This window comes from Rhizobium oryzihabitans, assembly GCF_010669145.1.
In the GTDB taxonomy this organism is placed as follows: Bacteria; Pseudomonadota; Alphaproteobacteria; order Rhizobiales; family Rhizobiaceae; genus Agrobacterium; species Agrobacterium oryzihabitans.
The window spans coordinates 3165833-3183612 of the sequence record NZ_CP048632.1 but is presented as its reverse complement, the minus strand read 5'-3'; the positions used below and the strand labels follow the sequence as shown (position 1 = coordinate 3183612).

At 56.3% G+C, this 17780-nt stretch carries 34 protein-coding genes and 1 tRNA gene; 29 read left to right on the top strand and 6 right to left on the bottom strand.

Features of this window, described 5'->3' with window-relative positions:
* Positions 1–55: 55 nt before the first annotated feature.
* Genes G3A56_RS16015 through G3A56_RS16000 form a run of 4 tightly spaced genes read right to left on the bottom strand, consistent with a single transcriptional unit; the run spans position 56 to position 2132 of the window.
* Entirely contained in the window at positions 56–826 is a 771-nt protein-coding gene (locus G3A56_RS16015) for an AP2 domain-containing protein (RefSeq protein WP_164056550.1), read from the bottom strand.
* Positions 823–1254, bottom strand: coding sequence for a hypothetical protein (locus G3A56_RS16010; protein ID WP_164056548.1), 432 nt, complete (start codon positions 1252–1254; stop codon positions 823–825). The genes G3A56_RS16015 and G3A56_RS16010 overlap by 4 nt, the downstream gene beginning before the upstream one ends.
* A gap of 3 nt (positions 1255–1257) precedes the next feature.
* On the bottom strand, positions 1258–1914 hold the full coding sequence (locus G3A56_RS16005; RefSeq protein WP_052817719.1) for a hypothetical protein: 657 nt from the start codon (positions 1912–1914) through the stop codon (positions 1258–1260).
* Positions 1911–2132, bottom strand: coding sequence for a helix-turn-helix domain-containing protein (locus G3A56_RS16000; protein WP_164056546.1), 222 nt, complete (start codon positions 2130–2132; stop codon positions 1911–1913). The genes G3A56_RS16005 and G3A56_RS16000 overlap by 4 nt, the downstream gene beginning before the upstream one ends.
* Before the next feature lie 11 nt (positions 2133–2143).
* On the opposite strand from G3A56_RS16000, the gene G3A56_RS28575 reads away from it, so the two are divergent.
* From G3A56_RS28575 to G3A56_RS28925, 28 genes are all read left to right on the top strand, one after another.
* On the top strand, positions 2144–2914 hold the full coding sequence (locus tag G3A56_RS28575) for a LexA family protein (RefSeq protein ID WP_197283294.1): 771 nt from the start codon (positions 2144–2146) through the stop codon (positions 2912–2914).
* Positions 2911–3105, top strand: a complete 195-nt coding sequence (locus tag G3A56_RS15990; RefSeq protein WP_164056544.1) for a hypothetical protein — start codon at positions 2911–2913, stop codon at positions 3103–3105. The genes G3A56_RS28575 and G3A56_RS15990 overlap by 4 nt, the downstream gene beginning before the upstream one ends.
* Positions 3102–3527 (top strand): hypothetical protein, encoded by a 426-nt coding sequence (locus G3A56_RS15985; RefSeq protein WP_164056542.1) that lies wholly within the window; start codon positions 3102–3104, stop codon positions 3525–3527. The genes G3A56_RS15990 and G3A56_RS15985 overlap by 4 nt, the downstream gene beginning before the upstream one ends.
* Positions 3494–3706 (top strand): hypothetical protein, encoded by a 213-nt coding sequence (locus G3A56_RS15980; protein WP_164056540.1) that lies wholly within the window; start codon positions 3494–3496, stop codon positions 3704–3706. Before G3A56_RS15985 ends, G3A56_RS15980 begins: the two co-directional genes overlap by 34 nt.
* Before the next feature lie 743 nt (positions 3707–4449).
* The gene (locus G3A56_RS15975; RefSeq protein ID WP_164056539.1) at positions 4450–5178 is read left to right on the top strand and encodes a hypothetical protein; all 729 of its coding nucleotides are present in this window, start codon (positions 4450–4452) and stop codon (positions 5176–5178) included.
* A gap of 34 nt (positions 5179–5212) precedes the next feature.
* Positions 5213–5383 (top strand): hypothetical protein, encoded by a 171-nt coding sequence (locus G3A56_RS15970; RefSeq protein WP_164056537.1) that lies wholly within the window; start codon positions 5213–5215, stop codon positions 5381–5383.
* Positions 5384–5409: 26 nt separating this feature from the next.
* On the top strand, positions 5410–5787 hold the full coding sequence (locus G3A56_RS15965; RefSeq protein ID WP_164056535.1) for a hypothetical protein: 378 nt from the start codon (positions 5410–5412) through the stop codon (positions 5785–5787).
* 5 nt (positions 5788–5792) lie between these two features.
* Positions 5793–6044, top strand: coding sequence for a hypothetical protein (locus G3A56_RS15960; RefSeq protein WP_156393972.1), 252 nt, complete (start codon positions 5793–5795; stop codon positions 6042–6044).
* Positions 6045–6080: 36 nt separating this feature from the next.
* Positions 6081–6269, top strand: coding sequence for a hypothetical protein (locus G3A56_RS15955; RefSeq protein WP_164056534.1), 189 nt, complete (start codon positions 6081–6083; stop codon positions 6267–6269).
* Between the two features lie 23 nt (positions 6270–6292).
* Positions 6293–6646: a hypothetical protein gene (locus tag G3A56_RS15950; protein ID WP_164056532.1), complete on the top strand. Its 354-nt coding sequence runs from the start codon at positions 6293–6295 to the stop codon at positions 6644–6646.
* 50 nt (positions 6647–6696) lie between these two features.
* On the top strand, positions 6697–7008 hold the full coding sequence (locus G3A56_RS15945; RefSeq protein ID WP_164056530.1) for a hypothetical protein: 312 nt from the start codon (positions 6697–6699) through the stop codon (positions 7006–7008).
* On the top strand, positions 7008–7250 hold the full coding sequence (locus G3A56_RS15940) for a hypothetical protein (protein ID WP_164056529.1): 243 nt from the start codon (positions 7008–7010) through the stop codon (positions 7248–7250). The genes G3A56_RS15945 and G3A56_RS15940 overlap by 1 nt, the downstream gene beginning before the upstream one ends.
* On the top strand, positions 7175–8086 hold the full coding sequence (locus G3A56_RS15935) for an ERF family protein (protein WP_164056527.1): 912 nt from the start codon (positions 7175–7177) through the stop codon (positions 8084–8086). Before G3A56_RS15940 ends, G3A56_RS15935 begins: the two co-directional genes overlap by 76 nt.
* Positions 8083–8709, top strand: a complete 627-nt coding sequence (locus tag G3A56_RS15930; protein ID WP_164056525.1) for a lambda exonuclease family protein — start codon at positions 8083–8085, stop codon at positions 8707–8709. Before G3A56_RS15935 ends, G3A56_RS15930 begins: the two co-directional genes overlap by 4 nt.
* A complete protein-coding gene (locus G3A56_RS29610) occupies positions 8699–9181 on the top strand; it encodes an HNH endonuclease (RefSeq protein WP_164056523.1) in 483 nt (160 codons plus the stop codon). Before G3A56_RS15930 ends, G3A56_RS29610 begins: the two co-directional genes overlap by 11 nt.
* 20 nt (positions 9182–9201) lie before the next feature.
* Positions 9202–9948: a recombination protein NinB gene (locus G3A56_RS15920; RefSeq protein ID WP_246231021.1), complete on the top strand. Its 747-nt coding sequence runs from the start codon at positions 9202–9204 to the stop codon at positions 9946–9948.
* On the top strand, positions 9945–10148 hold the full coding sequence (locus tag G3A56_RS15915; RefSeq protein ID WP_164056518.1) for a hypothetical protein: 204 nt from the start codon (positions 9945–9947) through the stop codon (positions 10146–10148). Before G3A56_RS15920 ends, G3A56_RS15915 begins: the two co-directional genes overlap by 4 nt.
* Positions 10148–10396 carry a hypothetical protein gene (locus G3A56_RS15910; RefSeq protein WP_164056037.1) on the top strand — a complete coding sequence of 83 codons (249 nt, stop codon included), beginning with the start codon at positions 10148–10150 and terminating at the stop codon, positions 10394–10396. Before G3A56_RS15915 ends, G3A56_RS15910 begins: the two co-directional genes overlap by 1 nt.
* Positions 10396–10794, top strand: a complete 399-nt coding sequence (locus tag G3A56_RS15905; protein WP_164056036.1) for an HNH endonuclease — start codon at positions 10396–10398, stop codon at positions 10792–10794. Before G3A56_RS15910 ends, G3A56_RS15905 begins: the two co-directional genes overlap by 1 nt.
* Positions 10791–10994: a hypothetical protein gene (locus tag G3A56_RS15900; protein WP_082182495.1), complete on the top strand. Its 204-nt coding sequence runs from the start codon at positions 10791–10793 to the stop codon at positions 10992–10994. Before G3A56_RS15905 ends, G3A56_RS15900 begins: the two co-directional genes overlap by 4 nt.
* On the top strand, positions 10991–11383 hold the full coding sequence (locus G3A56_RS15895) for a hypothetical protein (RefSeq protein ID WP_164056516.1): 393 nt from the start codon (positions 10991–10993) through the stop codon (positions 11381–11383). Before G3A56_RS15900 ends, G3A56_RS15895 begins: the two co-directional genes overlap by 4 nt.
* On the top strand, positions 11364–11570 hold the full coding sequence (locus G3A56_RS15890; protein WP_164056514.1) for a hypothetical protein: 207 nt from the start codon (positions 11364–11366) through the stop codon (positions 11568–11570). Before G3A56_RS15895 ends, G3A56_RS15890 begins: the two co-directional genes overlap by 20 nt.
* Positions 11560–11856, top strand: coding sequence for a hypothetical protein (locus tag G3A56_RS15885; RefSeq protein ID WP_164056512.1), 297 nt, complete (start codon positions 11560–11562; stop codon positions 11854–11856). Before G3A56_RS15890 ends, G3A56_RS15885 begins: the two co-directional genes overlap by 11 nt.
* Complete coding sequence (locus tag G3A56_RS15880) at positions 11846–12640, top strand: DUF551 domain-containing protein (RefSeq protein WP_164056511.1); 795 nt, start codon at positions 11846–11848, stop codon at positions 12638–12640. Before G3A56_RS15885 ends, G3A56_RS15880 begins: the two co-directional genes overlap by 11 nt.
* Positions 12641–12643: 3 nt before the next feature.
* Positions 12644–12922, top strand: coding sequence for a hypothetical protein (locus tag G3A56_RS15875; RefSeq protein ID WP_164056509.1), 279 nt, complete (start codon positions 12644–12646; stop codon positions 12920–12922).
* Entirely contained in the window at positions 12922–13278 is a 357-nt protein-coding gene (locus G3A56_RS15870; RefSeq protein WP_164056507.1) for a hypothetical protein, read from the top strand. The genes G3A56_RS15875 and G3A56_RS15870 overlap by 1 nt, the downstream gene beginning before the upstream one ends.
* A complete protein-coding gene (locus tag G3A56_RS15865) occupies positions 13275–13481 on the top strand; it encodes a hypothetical protein (protein WP_164056505.1) in 207 nt (68 codons plus the stop codon). The genes G3A56_RS15870 and G3A56_RS15865 overlap by 4 nt, the downstream gene beginning before the upstream one ends.
* A 486-nt stretch (positions 13482–13967) precedes the next feature.
* Complete coding sequence (locus tag G3A56_RS28925; RefSeq protein WP_246231018.1) at positions 13968–14483, top strand: tyrosine-type recombinase/integrase; 516 nt, start codon at positions 13968–13970, stop codon at positions 14481–14483.
* 83 nt (positions 14484–14566) lie between these two features.
* Here the strand turns inward: G3A56_RS28925 and G3A56_RS15855 are convergent.
* Positions 14567–14642: transfer RNA gene (locus tag G3A56_RS15855), tRNA-Thr, on the bottom strand.
* Between the two features lie 211 nt (positions 14643–14853).
* Between G3A56_RS15855 and G3A56_RS15850 the strand changes: the two genes are divergently transcribed.
* A complete protein-coding gene (locus G3A56_RS15850; RefSeq protein ID WP_082182586.1) occupies positions 14854–16593 on the top strand; it encodes a GGDEF domain-containing protein in 1740 nt (579 codons plus the stop codon).
* Positions 16594–16611: 18 nt separating this feature from the next.
* On the opposite strand, the gene G3A56_RS15845 is transcribed toward G3A56_RS15850, so the two are convergent.
* Positions 16612–17721 (bottom strand): endonuclease/exonuclease/phosphatase family protein, encoded by a 1110-nt coding sequence (locus tag G3A56_RS15845; protein ID WP_137067551.1) that lies wholly within the window; start codon positions 17719–17721, stop codon positions 16612–16614.
* Between the last annotated feature and the right edge of the window lie 59 nt (positions 17722–17780).

The window sequence follows — 17780 nt, the reverse complement described above, 5'->3', positions numbered from 1 at the left end:
TTGATTTCCGTGCGGTCGTGGATGTGACGGTTTGGGGCTTGGAGTGAAGTGTCCATCATGCACCGCCTCCAACATCTTCGAGAATGAAATGATCGGACGGCGACGGTTCAACGCCAGCGGCGTTCGCCAGTCGGGCCTGAATGGTACGATTAAGGAGCGCGAATTCACCGAAAGCTTCTATGGCGGCGTTGTCGTAGGCATCAGCGGCTTGCTGCGCGGTATCGAAAGACCCGAGATAGACTTTTTTCCCATCTACCTTAATGCGCGCCGTCCATCGGTTCCCGCTTGCATAGACGCCTTTAAAGCCGGAAGTGTTATCCGATCTAAGGTCAGCATTCGCAGCGTTTTCGCCAGCTGTCGATATCCGAATATTCGCTCGTCTATTATCAAGACCATCGCGGTTTTCGTGATCAACCAACTGATCATCAGAAGCTCCGATTATAACGCGGTGCATGTACTCCATTTTCCCAAGTGGAGAACGAGCAGCATAGAAAGTCTTGCCGCGTTCGACAGCAAACCAGGTCGAACCAGACAGAACTTCGGCATCTGCCGCATCCACGACGGCAACCTTGCCTTTGTCGAGCTGGATGTAGGCGACAGCGATTTCGCCGCCGTCCGTACCCTGCTGGCGCTGGGTTTCTGCGAACGGGTGTTCGGGCCACAACATGAACGCGACCGGCTCGTTCTTATGGCTCAGCATGCACCAGTGCGCCGGCTCATGTTTCGGCTCGCACCAGTAGGAACGCAGAGTCGTCTTGTTCGGCATGGCCAGAATGACGTGGGTGCCGTCGCGTGGGGCTTCGGATATGTCGTGGTTCCAGTTCATGCTGCTTCTCGCCCCCGCGCCGAAATGTATTGCCGGATTTCGCGAGCATGAGCGCGGCAACCCTTGGCCATCTCGTCAAGCTGATTGGCGCGCGACAGAAGCTCTTCATCCGTGCAAAGGGTGACTGGAACGATGGCGACTTCGCCGTCCCGCATCATTGGGTATGCCTTGCAGAGGTGCTGGAAGCCGGGGAGCAGCAGTTGCGATGTAGTCTCGTCGTCGGCACGGAATTTTCCGACAACACGCTTTGCAATCTGCATCAGCCGGTCAAACGTGTGAACACGATAGAACTCGGCATCATCACCGAGAATGGCTTGACGCTTGTCGAGCATTTTAGCGACGATGTGGCTCGGCAGAGCGATCACGCCAGCGTCAAGCTTCTCATCCATCATCTCATGCATTTCAGTGGCTACTTTTGCCTCATCCATTGGTCAGATCCTTGTGATGATACGGTCGTGAACGGCATCAATTGCCGCGATTGCCTTCCGCACTCGTGCGCGCTCTGTTTCGACAAGGCCGGGGAGAATGGCTTCGATGTCGATCTTCTCGATTGCGCGCTGGTAATCTTCGAACTCAGCAACGAAATGCAGGGAGCGATTGAACTCGCCGGGATCGCGGCCCTTGAGATCGACAACTGCTCTAGGCGCTGGCTTAGTGCCTTGCTGCGCGAGCTTGGTCACGGTCGGCGGCTTCTCGCTTTCGACCTGACGTTCAAAATCTTCGGCTGGGACATTGGCGACACGGACTGCTTGCACCTGCTGGTGCTTAGACATCCCAGCTTGTTCAGCGACTTCTCTTTGCGAGAGGTTGGTATGGGTGCCCACACCATGCTGGTTATTCCCAGTACCGTCTATTTGCTTGAGCAATTCACCTGCCCGACGAATGGCGCGATCCCGGATGCGGGTGGCCATCTTCATCAGTTCGTCGTCTTTGGACTGCTTGGCGTAGGAAGCCAGCGCCTCCATCTTGTCGCCCCAAGTCATGCATTCATCGAGCGAAACGCAGTTGGCCAAAGCCGTTTTCGCGTTCTCGTAACTGGCCGGAAGTTTGGCGCTCGAAGGGGTGATCGTGGATGGCAGCATGTTCATTCCGCCGCCTCGCTCATCTCCGGGCACAGGGCGTCGGCGTTCCCAACTTTGGCCGATGCAGCCAATGTTTCGAGGAGGCGCTTCACCGGCCCGCGAACGGGACGGCCATTTTCCATGTGGGCAACGCTGGAGCGATCAACTCCCAGGAAACGCGCAAGACGGTCCTGTTTCCAGTTGATGCTCTGCCGCAGGGCTTTGATGTCGAGTTCGTTTTCCATGGGGGCATTATGTGCATAACGCACACCGCTTCGTCAAGTCGAAACGCACACCAATTTCGTGCTTTTTGCACATCATGACATTTGATGATCGCCCAGAGCCTGCAAAACGGCTCGAAGAAGCCAGAATTGCGAGAGGGTTTAAGGAGGCGAAAGCCGCCGCGAACTATTTCGGCTGGAAGTACGACAGCTATGCTCAGCATGAAAACGGCACCAGAGGTATAACGCGCGCGGCAGCTCGTTACGCAAAGGCGTACCGTGTCAGTGAGGGCTGGCTACTGACTGGCGAGGGGGCCGGTCCCAAAGGCAAAGTGGAGAGTGAGGAGCTTGTTCCAGTTTCAACGCCCATTGGATCCGTCAAAGTTTCCGGAAAGGTGGCCGCGAATAGCTGGATGAGCGTTGACGATATGGACTTCGGATATGAAGACGAGGAATTCGTACCGAGCGTGGGCGGATATCCTGTCGAGTGGCAATTTGCTCTCAAGATTGAGGGAAACTGCCTGAACAAGATTGCCGCCCATGGCGATCGGCTCGTCTGCCTCAACGTCATCATGGCGCGTGTCGACATCATGCCGGACGATCTGGTCGTTGTGGAAAGAAGCCGATTCGAGGGGCAGATGATTGAGCGAACAGCAAAGCGTGTTCGTCAGGCCGCTTCCGGCTTTGAGCTATGGCCAGAAAGCACTGATCCAGCCCATCAAGAGCCAATCATTCTCAACGAGAAGAACCTTGGCGAAAGCATCCGTGTAATCGGAAAGGTTCTCTGGATATTGAGGAAGCCATGAAGCGCCCCCAGCCTCCCCGCGAACGAGCAGCGCGCGCCCTTTGCCGCCTTAGCGACGTGCCGGAAAACACGAAGTTCAATGATAGGCCGATGTGGGAGAGCTTCTTGCCGGAGGTGGATGCAGTGCTGGAGGCAGCCTTGGGCACAGACGAGCTTGAGCGGATGAAACGGGACGAGGTGAAGAAGCAGTGAACGAGCCAAAGTCAATAGATGACTGGCTCAAGCTGTGCCGTCAGCACGAGCTTACTGCAAATGCGATGGTGGACAGCAAGGAAGCTGCTTCGCAAGCGTTCTTCCACGCTGGTTTGGCAGTTGAGTGCGCGTTAAAGGCCTACATCTGGCAGGTTGAGCGTTTCAACAGGTGGCCAGACAAAACCGATAGGCCCGAGCTTTACGGCCATAATCTCCGTGTTTTGAAGGACAAAGCGGGCATCAAAATAAAAACGACAGACGCTAATGCGCCATGTTGGCATGTTGTGTTACAGTGGAATAGAAACCAAGGATACGATCCTAAGCCAATGCCGCGAAGAGTGGCAAAATCCATGGTAGAATCCGCATTTGGTGATGATGGAGTGGTGACATGGCTACGCCAGAGCTTGAAGAACGATTTTTAGATGCCGGTAAAGAGTTCGCGTCGTCGCTCGACAACTTGGGCCTTGACGCTCACGCGCTCTTTTGGGCCTTCGACAAGGAAGAAGGCCGGCACGTTCTGGTGCTGGTAACTGATTTTTTTGACCTCAAGGGCCGCTTGAAATCTCTAAGCAGCTTTTCAAGGCCTATAATGCATCCGTGACACCACAGGAGATAGATCCGTTTGTCGTCAGGTTGCATTCGATCAACCAGCCGATGGGTGTGGAATATTCTGAACACGCCGGGATGGATTGGACTTTCAAGATTTGGGACAAGGACATGAACCCAAAGCCTGTCCCGCCTGAGGCCAGAATTTCAGCCATTGATGTCGGTGGCCTAGAGATGCGCCCTGGTTGGGTAATTCGATCTCGCCCTATCCCGAAGCGAAAGACGACGGAAATAAGTCGGCGGTGGGATCGCTTCACGCGCAATGTTCAGAAGGCTGCGGCCTGAAGACGAGACCCGCTCCGGCGGGTTTCTTTTTGCTCACACAGGCACGACCATGAATAGCCATCCGGTCGCGATCAACATTCCCACGCCCACGTAGAACCATCTACTCATCTAACTCTCCTATCTTTCTTTGAAATCTTTGGTTTTGAAGGATGGAGAGGGAGGGTTCCAGCCATAGCTTCCCCCTACCCCATGGACCAAGTCCAAGAGGCGGGGAAACCATGGCTAAGTCCTGAAGGCCGGAGCCGGGATGGGACACATGCCAGAGGGGCTATTCGCTACCCTCGCCCTGATTTTCTGACAGCACACTTAAGAGCTTTCGCTTCCCGCGCCGTGGGCTTCATCAGCTCGGGAATTGCACCCGGTCGCCCATCACATGGCGACAGTCATAACTCCACGATTCGGTTTCCGTCAATCAAAATGTGCTTTTTGCACTTTTACTGTTGACAACTCAGTGTGCGTATTGCACATTCATTTCCAACAGCAGCGACGAAGAAGCACCAACACCCGCCGATCTCGCTGCCACCACAAGAACCGGAGATGAGACGGATGACGAACCTGATCATGGATACTGGCAACGTCAACGAACTGCTCGGCGCAGAACATGACGACGAAGGCGTGTCCAGCAGCATGGAAGCTCGCAAGGAAGCAGAAGGCAACGGCATCGAGTTTCATGTCGCTATGACTTCGTGGACGCTGCGCGATATGGAAGAGCTGATCGTTCAGGCCGCAGCCCAGCAGCTCGTTGGCAAGTTCGGCAATGATCGTCTTGCGAAAGAGATAGAGGCCAAGACGATTTCTCTGGTTACTGCAAAGGCAGATGCCACGCTCGAAGCCGTCACGACCGAAATCATTAACCAGCCGCTTATCCCAAAATATACCTACGGCAAGGCTGATGCTGACCCTGTCACCATGCGGGAATTTCTCGGCCTGACCGGTCGTCAGTATCTGACGCAAATGGTCGGCAGCGACGGTAAGGTTAGCGAACGTTCGTCCTACAACGAAAAGAGCCGCATCCAGTACCTCGTTGAGAAGTGCATGGAAACGACCTTCAAGCGCGAGATCGAGAAGGCAACGAACGAACTGATTGCTGAGGTTCGTCGTGGCGTCGAAGCCAAGCACAAGGCTTTCCTTGAGGCCGAAAAAGCCCGCTTCCGCGAAGCTCTCGAAAAAATCACCGCCTGATCTCCAACACGATCTCAACCACTGAGGATCAGCGATGTTCTACGAAAAGCTAACCGCAAAATACTGGCAGGAAGAGGCGGCGATGCACTCTGAATGGGCGCTCGATTACCTGCTCGAAGGCCAGCTTGAGAAAGCGGTTCGGCATCAACGGATTTCCGCTGAATACGCCGAAAACGCCCGTTGCGGAATGAACATTGCAGCCTGATCGGATCAACCACTGAGGATGAGCAAATGACCAAGCCAGCTTACACAATCGGCAAAGATGAAATGCTTCTCATCACCGTTCGCTGGAATGACGGCGACACAGTCCTGCTGGAGACGCCGGTCAAGTTCTACACGGCTGAGGAAATCCAGTCGCTGATCGATGAGACGGTTTCCGAGCGCTGCGATGTGGTCGGCGTCGATCGCTACGAAATGGTGCGCCGGGTCGGTGAGAGCATTGCCGACGAGTTCGATGTCCGCACTTGGGCCGAGCGAGTTACCGACGACCGCCGCGAGCTTGCAGCCGACGATAATCTGTCCGTCCAAGTCGCCTACAACGCGATGCGCAACAGCTTCAACCCCATCGTACACGGCGCCGTCATCGGTCGTCTGGAAGCGGCGGAGTGATGGCTATGAGCGAAGCTTTCACCACCAACGAACTGGTCGATGAGTTCAAGAAGTGCCTCACCGATATGAGCTACGCGCGCGCCGGGTGGGATTACAGCATGCCGCCTCATCAGCGGGCCGCTGAAAGGGATTTAGAGCAAAAGGCAAAGGCCCGCGCTCGTGCCATCTGGTCAGAAAATCCTGCCTCTCACGACGATTTACGCGCCGCTTTCAAGCAGACGCAGCCACTCGTCACCATGAGCGAGATTGAGGCTTAGCCGCCCCGCATAGGGCTTCAGACAAGGGATAGGGAAATGAGCGAGAAGTCAGAGTTTCAACTCGTCGGATACCAGAAGCGTCCTCGAAATGAGTATCGCAGTGCAACCGTTTCTGGAACGCCTTGGAGCCTGTGTTCCCACGATGAGGCGACCAACATGTTTGAGCGCTGGCCCGGTTTTGAATACCGCGAGATTTATGCCCGCGTCGAGACCCCCACCAAGTAACCACAGCACAGCGGAGAAGAAGCATGAGCAACGATATGCGTCCTTTCAGCACATATCCGGAAGACCGCGATAAACTCTTGGAGTTGGCGGCTAAGGCAGCAAACAGCGATGATGTAGCAGCGACTGAGCTTGCCGATCTCGTCACAGCTATCCTGACCGACGAGCAGGCAGTTCTCGATGCCGAAATGTTCGACCAGATGACCGAGGAATTTTCTCAGGAGGTCGAACAGTCTTGGCAGACGTTCAAATCCGCGATCCCTGCCGCTGTCGTCATCAACGATAACCAGCCCGGCAAGACGGCAATCATCGAAATCCTCGCCGACCCGCCGACGATTCCAGTTGGCACGAAGCTCTTTACGGCTCCGATCAAGGCGTAACCCACCAGCGGGCTGTGTAACGAGTACCCGCGCATTAAAGGGCAGGAACAATGGCAGATACAGTGAAGCATACCAGAGTGCCGTGGGGCGTCGAAGGGAAAGGGCTGAAGCTCTTGATCGGTCCTAAACGTCTTTCTGATGGCAAGGTTTCCCCGGTAGTAGCGTCAGTTGATATTCATCCAGACCATACCTCTGAAACGAAGCGGAAGATTGAAGCTGACGTCTTATTGATCGCCGCCGCTCCCGATTTGCTTGGCGCATTGAAAGATATCGAAGCCGCAGCTTTGCAGGGATTCCTCACACCAAATTACTGCGCAGATATCGTCATAGCCGCCATCGCCAAAGCCGAGGGCCGATCCTGATGCCCCCTTTCCCCACCACCAACACACAAGAAGCGGATGACGCGGTCGAGATTTACATGGAACTCGGAAATCACATTCGAAACCTCGATGCCTCGACCAAGTCTTTCCGTCGCCAGTTCTACGCCGTCATCGCCGTGATGATCGCTGTGTGCAGCGTCTCCGCTTCTTGGGCCTTCGTTGGCTACCCGAAATATCAGCGCATGGCGCTTATCCAGCAGGAGAATGTCGCGTGGGCGAGATAATCGACCGGCCGGGACCGGAAATTTGGATCGGCGACGAGTCGGTCAACATCGTTGAAAATGCACGCAAGGCCATGGAGGCACGACAGATGGGCAATGCAGTTGAAATCCAGACGCCGCGGGATATCGCCAGCGACCAACCACGCGCTGCGATGACACCAATGGAGATGGTAGGCCGCGCTCTCGAAATGGGCGTGTCAGCCGACATCCTCAAGCAGATGATGGACCTGCGCGACCGGGAAGATGCCAAGATGGCCCGCAAGGCTTTTGACACGGCAATCTCCCGCGCCAAGTCCAAGATGTCACCGGTCGTCAAGAACGCCACCGGTCACAACAACAAGCGCTATGCCGACTTCTCGGCAATTGCCCGCATGGTTGATCCGATCCTATCGGAGTTCGGCCTGTCCTATCGGTTCAAGACCACGCAGATCGACAAGATTACCGTGACGTGCGTTCTTTCCCACGAGGACGGCCACTCAGAGGAAACGACGCTTTCAGCGCCTTCCGACACGACCGGAAACAAGAACGCTATCCAAGCTATCGGTAGCACGATTACGTATTTGTCCCGGTATTCTCTCATGGCTTCCCTCGGCTTGTCCGCTTCAGAAGATGACGACGGTCGCGCAGCCGGCAGAAGCGAGGATCAGCTTCGCACTATCAGTCCCGAGCAGGTGAAGATCATTCAGAAGCTGCTTGAGGAAACGGGTTCCGACACGGCAAAATTCTGTGAGGTCGGCAAAATCAACTCGATCCCAGAAATGCTGGCCAGCCAATTCGATAGCGCCGTTCAGCTCCTGAACCAGAAGAAGTCAAAGCTCGGTCAAAGGATGGCATCATGATGCAGGTCTTTGACTTTGAGCAGGGCGAGGAGGAATGGTTCCTCGCCCGCATGGGGATACCCACAGCAAGCAAATTCGCCACGGTCATGGCCAAGGGCGAAGGAAAGACGCGCAGCGAGTACATGCGCAAGCTTGCCGGCGAAATCCTCACAGGTGAACCACAGGAAGCGTTTTCCAACGGCCACACCGAGCGCGGCAACGAGATGGAGGATGTGGCACGGCAGACATACGCGTTTGTCGAAAGTGCTGAAATCAGGCGCGTGGGCTTCATCCGCAACGGCAACAAGGGCGCAAGCCCGGATAGCCTCGTCGGTAACAATGGCGGTCTGGAGATCAAAACCGCTCTTCCTCACATCCAGATTGACCGCCTCGAGCGGGATAGGTTGCCGCCCGAGCACAAAGCGCAGGTGCAAGGCAATCTCTGGCTGTCTGAGCGGGAGTTCTGGGACTTTGTCTCCTACTGGCCGAAGCTTCCTATCCTAACCGTCCGCGTCTACCGGGACGAAGAATACATTCGCGCGATGGCTGATGAAGTTGACCGCTTCAATGATGAGCTCGCGGCTTTGGTCGAACGCATCCGTAGATACGGGATAGCTCCATCGGAGATCACAAATGCTGCCTGAGAAACGAGATATCTACGCACGTCGCATCGCATCCTCAGTGGTGATCGATGCTGCCGGATGCTGGATTTGGCAAAAGAAAAAGTCAAATAACGGATACGGCGAGTTTGCTTTCGGCGGCGGCAAGAACGGTCGAGCGCATCGCGTCTCTTACTTCGCCCACATAGGAGAAATACCGGATGGAATGGATGTATGCCATCGGTGCGACGTTCGATCCTGTGTCAATCCTGATCACCTTTTCCTGGGCACTCGCTCGGAAAACCTAATTGATGCGTCCAAAAAGAACCGAGTATCTAGGGAACATCAAAAGAAAGGCTCGTCTCATCCAGCGTCGAAGCTTTTAGAGGCAGACGTCAAAGAGATTAGGTCGCGCCTCTCTTTAGGCCACTCTAAAGCCAGCATCGCTAGGTCTTTCGCGGTCAGTGACCGTGTCATTCTCCTGATCGCCAGGGGCCAGGCTTGGAGGCACGTATAATGGGACGCGCGCTCCTCGTAATGGACAGTGATCAGAACCGCCGCAAGGCCATTGACTGGATCGGCAAGGCACCATTCGGCACCCGCGTTGAGTTCAAGGCGTCGAAGCGCACCCTGCCCCAAAATGATCTTCTGTGGGCTCTCCTCACGGAAGTTTCGCAGCAGCTGGATCTTGGGGGCAAGAAGTACGAGCCATCGCAGTGGAAAGCTATTTTCCTGCATGCGTTTGGCCGCGAGATCAGCTTCCTGCCCAGCCTGGACCAGAAGACATTTCTGCCGATCGAGCTTTCATCATCCGACCTTTCGAAGGACGAGATGACGGACTTTATCGAATTCATCCTCAAGGAAGCGGCCGAGCGCGGCGTGGTCTTCAATGATCCTCGTCAGCACGAAACGGCCGGTTCCGACAATTCTGGCGACAATCCCCCTGCCCCGTCGCCAGAGGATGAGCCAGAGGCGCCGCCCCAAGCCTCTGGCTCATCAATCCATACAGATGCCGAATGGCTGAAAACTGCCGCGCGTATGTTGTGGGCGGCAACAAACACCAACGGCAACACAGATGCCAATCTTGTCGTCCTTAATGCTCAGCGGCTCGCTGTGGGCGATCTGGTGACAGATGACATCACACAGGGGGCCAAGGACAAGGCCGGATCGATCTACCGAACCTGCAAGCAAGTCGTGATGCACGAGACTAAGCCCGAAAAAGCACTCGAAATCATCTGCCGTCACGCTGGCATCGAGACAAAAGAAATCGGAGGTGAAGCATGAACCGGTTAATCCGCCGCGCCATCCACCACTGGCTCACTTGGAAGTCGAGACAGAACCTTGCCCGTGAGTACAACTGGCAAACCGAGATCGACGCCGAGATCCGACAGGCAAAGCAATCCCGCAGCAAGACAGGACGTGTCCGCGATCTGGAGCGCCGCAAGCGGGACATGATGACACGCGCGCTGGGAGGGCAGAGGTGATGGGATATTTCTCAAACGGTACTGAGGGCGCCGACTATCAGGAGCGTTATTGCTCTCGATGCGTCCACGACAAGAACCAAGACTGCCCGATCTGGACCGCGCATCTCATGTTGAACTATCAGGAGTGCAACAAGCCGGACAGCATTCTTCACATGCTGATCCCGCGCGACGGAGTTCGCAATCTGCCGTGCCGTCTCTTTGTCGAGGACAAGGCATCCGGCGACCTGTTCGCACAGGAGGGCAACTAATGGCCCGGACAGTTGAGGAATGGATTGGTAAATCTGACGATCACCGCGCGCCCGGAAGTGTCCGCGACAGGATCATGTCCCGCGACAAGCGTATTTGCCATCTCTGCCAGAGTGAAATCCAGGTTGGCCAGAAATGGGATTTGGATCACGTCACAGCGCTGATCAACGGCGGCGAAAACCGGGAAAGCAATCTCAAGCCTGCCCATCGCAAATGCCACGTCGAAAAAACAGCACTCGATGTTGCCGAGAAGGCAAAGGTTGCCGCCGTCCGCAAGAAGCATCTTGGCATCACCCGCCCGAAGCAGACGATCCAATCACCCGGCTTCCAAAAGTCAGCAAAGCCCAAAAAGGCCGTCGTCTACCGGCCCGTCACGTTCTATCGCGAGGATACGCCATGACAGAGAAACACGAAGACGCCTGCCCTGTGTGCGCATCGATATTCAAGCCCGACGACATTTGCGCGACGGATATTGAGCTTGGCATCTGCCACGCCGAATGCCTCGACGGTGCGCAAATCGTTGACCTCAACACAGGCGAACCAAGCGATGGGCCTATCGACACTTACCGTTATGACAGCCTCGATGGGGTGAAGCCATGACCGCATTGGAAGAGATCAAGAATCCCCTTGAGGGCAGAGACATCGCCACACTTACGAACGTCGAGCTTGTCACCGAGATTTCCCGGCTGCTCTCCACCCTCGAAAGCTTGCAGCGCGAGAACGAGGAACTGCGGCAGGACCGCGACCGCACAGCGCGCAATCGCGATATGTGGAAAGGCCAAGTGGAACGGCAGGCCGACAGCTTGTCAAAGTTCCGAGAAGAGGAAATTCGCCTTCGCGAAACGCTCTTCCAATGCGGCAGCTTCATCGCTGATCGATACCAAGAAGGCGATGCTGAGTATCAGGTTGTTCTTCTCGTCAACGATGCGATTTGCAGCAAGCCGGCCCTCGCCAGCACAGGAGGCTCTAATGATCCCCGAAATATCTGAAAAAGCAGAAGTGCGCTTCATGCCTCATTATAGCGGCGATGGATACGGATATGGCGGAGGCGTTGTCCTCTGCATCGGAAGGTTTGCAATACCATTTGGGGAGCATCCCGACGCCTTCTCTCTCGCGACCGAAATCAAGCGCCGTTGGGATGCTGCCAGCACAGGAGGCGAACACCATGCAGAGTGACGCAAGAGCACGCGCATGGGAAACGCGCCGGAAGAAATATGGCAGCACCGGGCATGCTCGGGGCGCATACGGACACGGCGGCGATCACGTTGCCTCCATGCAGGCGCTTCTCATCCGACTTCACGAGGAAGGCGTCTTGTCCGAAGGACAGGTAGCCAAAGCTACCGGGCTTCACCGGATCACAGTCCGCAAGATGGCAGACGACTACCGTAACTCCATCCCAGAGCCGAAAGAGCAGGTCCTTGCTCGCATTATGCCGCAAAGAGGTGAAGATCATGGTACTTGATGATATGGTCGAGAAGGCTTGTAGAGCCAACATCCACCCGGATAGCGATCCCTCTGATACCGAACGTCGGAAGATGCGCGCCGCCCTCGAAGCCGCCCTGTCCGCTGCGGAGCCGGTAGCAAGGCAGTATCGCGCAGGAAGCACGGAAGGAAAAACCGGTTGGCGCATGGTTGGCGATGAACACTATGCGGGATGGGAGGCTATGAAGAAGCGTTTCCCTGACAGCGTTACATTGCAATATCGTGACCTGTACGATGCCCCTCCCGCGCCATCCGTGGCCGTGAAGGCTTTGGAGTGGTCGCCATGGCCCGAAAATGACCAGACAAAGAACGGGCAAAGCGGCAGGCGCATCATGCGGCGCGCAGACGGAGCAGGCGTGACTTACTCGCTTGAGCGGGTGGAGCCTCAAAGTGAGTGGTTCTATATCCCGCCGGGTCAGGTAGCGGGCGACTGGTATGTAATGGAATTCTGGAACGAAGTGGCTGGCCCCTTCAAGACGGACTTGGAAGCGCTGGAATGGTGCAGACAGGACCATGAAACGCGCATTCGCTCCGCCCTCTCCGCACAGGTGCAGGACGTGGCGGGGTGGCAGGACATCAGCACGCTCGAGCCTAAAGACGGCATGATCGTTATGGGCTGGGGTGAGTACCGGGAGCGCGACGGCTTCTCGCCTGCGTTCATGCGTTGGTACGACAGCGTTGGCGGATGGAACGTGAACGCTATGCCGTTCTATCCCACCCACTGGATGCCTCTCCCAGCAGCACCCGCAAAGCAGGAGGGCTGAGATATGCAGGTCGAGATCAAAGGAAAAGTTCCAAAAGACCCGCAAGCCAGAGTTCTTGCCGTTGAAGCCGCTGCCAAAGCGATTTGTCAACGAGCCGGCACTGATCCGGCAGATGCAATCATGATGCTGATGACCGCCGCTGCGCACCTTTATACAGTGTATTCGGGAAAGCCGTCGTCTGAAAACATTCTGCATCTCGCTCACTCGCTCGGGTGCGCAACCGTTGCGGCTGATGACTTTTTCAAGCTGAAGCCGGTAGCCCTGCAATCGGAGGGTAGCTGATGGGCTGCGATACATGCCGAGAGCTTCTTGCCGAAGGATTGGACTTGTGCGTCCGCGCCCGCCAGATGGACGCCATGGACCGCAGAGAGGCCGCGCTGAAAGCCTCCAAGGTTCCCGACGAATGGCTGGAGAGCGGTAAATTCGATGAATATGTGGAGCGCCACAACATCGACCGCCCCCATACCCCGATTGCCACGAGAAGCGGAACCGTTCGCCTCTGGGTCGAAGAGCAATACCAGACCGACCTTGCCGATTGGGAAAAGAAATCCCGACACCATCTCATGCAGGGGTGCAGAGCGGCGCTTGAAAGGAGCGGGGGGTCGCCCTGTGGAAACAATGTGGATAGCGGCCCATGAGTAGAGCACGCACTTACACCAAATCGGAAATCGCGGATGCTGCATCGGCCGCAGCGATGCACAACGTCCGGGTTGTCATGCACCCATCGGGTGAAATCGAGTTCGCCCCGAAGAGCTTTGCGGCAACGAAAAAAGAAGATGATACCGCAGAAAAAGCTTTGAGGGATTGGCAGGATGGAAGGAAAGCTAGTGGGCGTGCATGAGGTCAAAGCCAGACTGGCCGACGGCAGCACAGTAACCTACTACTATGCGTGGCGCGGCAAGGGAGCGCCGCGCATCATGTCTAAGCCTGGCACAAAGGCTTTCACGCATGAGTTCGTTCGCCTCACGCGAGATCGGCCCACCTTCACGGTGCAGGGAACGATTAGCTCTCTGATCGAGGAATTCCGCGGAACCGCAAAATACAAGTCGCTCGCGACAACCACCCGCAAAGACTACGAGCGGATGTTCGGCGCCATCAAGACCGAATTCGAGAAATTCCCCATTTCAGCCATAGAAGCCCGAGGAAGCCGAAAGATATTCCTCGAGTGGCGAGACACGATGAAGGACGCCCCCGCTCTGCTGACATGCATATGGGGCTTTTGGCGCGTGTCTTCGCATGGGCAAAGGACAATGAAACCATCCTTCGCAATCCACTGGAGCGCGTGGAGCATCTTCACGAAGGCACCAGAAGGGATTCCGTGTGGACGATGGACCAGATCAACACCGTTCTTACGAAGGCCGCTCCACACATCAGGAACGTGGCGTGTATCGCCCTTTGGACCATGCAGAGGCAGGCCGACATACTTTCAATGCCGATGATCGCCTTCGACGGTCAAAGAGTATCGATTAAACAGGGGAAGACAGGCGCGCGCGTGCGCATAACCGCAGCGCCGGCAATCCTGCCAATATTGCAGGACGCAAAGGAAACCAGCCGACAGCGCGTCTTGGTGAACTCTTTCGGCCAGAACTGGACACCGAGCGGGTTCAAGTCTTCATGGCGCAAGGAAATGGCGCGACTGAGCATCAAGGGGGTGACGTTTCACGATCTGCGAGGCACCGCCATCACCTACGCCTATGCGCATCTGGACAGATCACATGAAGACAAGGTTCAGCTGATCGCTGAGATTTCCGGGCACTCTCGGGAGGAAGCGGAGGGAATTATTCGGCGTCATTATTTGGCCGGACAGGAAGTCATCGACGCCATCAGCAAGGGAACACGCTAGCAACAAAACGTAAAATGCGCGACATGCTGTAAAATGCAAGTTTTTGAGAAATCACGTAAAGTATTGAAAAATAAAAGAAATACTGGTGCCCCCGACAAGGTTCGAACTCGTGACCCCCTGATTACAAATCAGGTGCTCTACCAACTGAGCTACAAGGGCAAGCCAGTGCCTTGCCAACTATCAGATTCTGAGTTGGTGTAAAGCGAAAATTCTCCGCACACCCTCGTTGGAGGTGTTTTCCACACCGTGTCGGACGCTGGCCGACATGGAAGCAATCGTGGCGAAAACCCTGTAAAATAAGCGAAGTATTTACGTGCGGCGGCTAAGATTGCGATAAACCATAACCATTCCAGCAGGAATAACGCATCAGATGCGCGCGAGCATACAGAAAATACAGCTGACAGGCACGATCATCATCGCCGTGAGTTCTATCCTGCTGGCCACCCTTGCCGCGCTGCCGAGCGTCTCCAACTACCTGCGCTATCGCAACAATTCCGAGCAGCTCACCCGCTTCGAAACCGCTCTCCAATCCGCATGGCTGGTGTCAGCCGAGCGCGGCCCCGCCAACAATCTGATGGGAGCAACCTCTGCGGATGTTAAGCTGGTCGAGGGTCTTGCGGCGGCGCGCAAGGCAACGGACGACAAGTTGTCTCAATTGGAAGCCTCTTTCGCCGTGGAGATCGCGACTCAGCCTGAACTTGCAAAAGCCGTTGCCGACACCCGCCGAAAACTGGCGCAATCGCGAGAGGCGGTGGATCAGGTTGCAGCGCTTCCGCCCGCCGCGCGCAGTCAAAGTGCCATGGCCAATGCCATTAAATCGATGTTCAAGGCGGCGGATAGCATCAATCTGCTTCGCGGCAGGGCTGCACGGTCCATCATCATGAAGACGCCGGATGTCGCGATCGACATTGCGATGACGGGTACAGCCGGTGTGATGCGTGACAGGATCGGCCGCCTCGGCTCCTACGTGGTCATGAGCCTGCAGGCGAACAGACAGGACCAGCTAAGCTATCGCGCAAAGTTCGACACCGAGATGCAGAGCCTCATGCTGCTCAAATCGTCGCTGTGGAATTATACCGCCGCTTATTTGTCGACACCGCGCCTGGACAAGGCGTTTCGCGATTTTGAGACCTATTATTTCGGCCAGGCGCTTCGCTATGCGCAGAACACGATTGCGATCGTCATGCCGTCCGCCCGCCCCAGCGTTCGCGGATTCTCCGAAAACTATATTCTCGGCATGCGGACCTCAGATACGCTGCGCGACCTCATTCTCGCGGAAACCCGGGCCAAAATGGAGAGAAAGAAGCAGGAGGCGCTGATCTATGGCGGGGTTTCGCTCCTTATCGCCAGCATCGCTGTTCTTGTCCTGCTGCGGCTGGCGTCGGTCTACAGGACGGCGCTGTTCCAGCCCATGCAATCCGTCAGAACGCAGATCGCCGCGATCGCCGCGGGCGATCTTTCAGAGGCTCTCTGTCAGGACAGGGTCGCCCCGGAAGTGAAGAAGATGTTCCAGGAACTCGATTTCCTGCGCGAACAGCTTCGCCAGAAGGGGGAAATGGAGAACCAGCAGCGCGCGCTGGCCGAACAGTTGCGCACGCTTTCCGAAACCGATGCGCTGACCGGCGTCTTCAATCGCCGCGCGCTGGAAAAAGCCGTTCGCACAATATTGACCGGCGAGGACCAGCTTCAGGCACTGGGCGTAATGATTGTCGACATCGATCATTTCAAATCGATCAACGACCGCTATGGCCACGCCATGGGTGACCTCGCCCTGCAAAAAACCGCCGGGCTCCTGAGGAGCGCATTGCGCAAGCACGATATTCTGGCCCGCTATGGCGGCGAGGAATTTGTGGTCGTGCTGCAGGATGTCAGCCATGCCACGGCCACGGCCACGGCAGATCGCCTGCGCCGCCTGATCGAAGCGCAGATCATCGATGAACAAAGCGGGCTGTCGCTGACGGCGAGTTTCGGCGTGGTCTGGCAGGAAGCGCGCACGATCAACAGCTGGGACGAGCTGATCGCGATTGCGGACGACCGGCTATACGAGGCCAAGCGTGCGGGCCGCAACAGGGTCTGGGCAACCTACTTTCCGAAGGTCGCCAACGGCTAGTCAGTCTGTAGTGACAGATCAGATCAGATCCAGCGTCATGACGACAGGGCAATGGTCCGAGGCCTTGGGACGGTCCCATCCGGTGCGCGGATAACGCTCCACCTCCTGCCCCGGCGGAAAAACCGTACGGTAAGGCTGGCCGGCGCGGATGATTTCGGGAACCCTCCTCGCATTGATCTGCGCAAGATGCGGGGAAAGCCAGATATAGTCTAGCTGGCACAGGTGCTGCTCCTGCGGGCCCCGCGAATGATACAGCGTCCAGCGATCCATGACGTCGCGGCGCGACATCGGATTGATCACAAACTCATCAGCCGTGAAGATATCAAGCGCGCTTCTCGCCTCCTCGACGGGCGTAAAGCTGTAACCGTTGCGCCGGTCGCCGGAAATCGCGATGCGTTCCTGACAATCATTCATGTCGCCGCAGATGGCGAAATTCTTGTTGCGGGCATTGCCCGCACCCCAGCGGTTTTCAATGATGCGGCGAACGGCCATGGCCTCCGCCTCGCGGACCGGCATGGTGGCGAGCCGGGCATCGACCGGATCGCGGGAATTGGTCATGGATTTGAAATGCGTCACGTAGAGCGTCAGCGGCTTGCCGCCGATCCTCAGATCGATTTCCAGGCAATCCCGTTTGAAAATCTTGTCGTCGATCTGGTTGGTTGTCGCCAGCGCCGGGTTGAAGAGATCGAGATTGCGGTAGGTCAGCGCGGCATGGCTCTTGATGTCGATGACCTCGATCTTGTCTCCGTCACGCGTCTCCTCGCGCATGACGACGGCGACATCGATGCCGCGGCTGTCATTGCCTTCGACCAGATATTTCTGGAGGTAGCCGTTGCCGACCATCCGGTAGAGATAGCCATATTCGAAAGCCTGCAGGGCGGCCATGTTGTCGACTTCCTGCAGGCAGAGAATATCGGCATCCGCATCCGCGATGGCGAGCGCCGAAAGCTGGCGCGTATCGTCGGTGGAAGAGACTGTCCGCGCGCTTTCCAACGCCTGATAGGTCGCCTCGTCCCTGATATCGAAAAGCTGGATCGCCCTGTCGCGCCGCGTCTGGTTGCGAAAGCCGGTAAAATCAAAGCGGGTGAGGAGATTTTCGATATTGAAGGTGGCGAGCCGAAGCGACATGAATCAATCCTATTGCTGCAAGGAAAGCTTAACCGCTCCCGTTCCACCTCGCCAGTAGC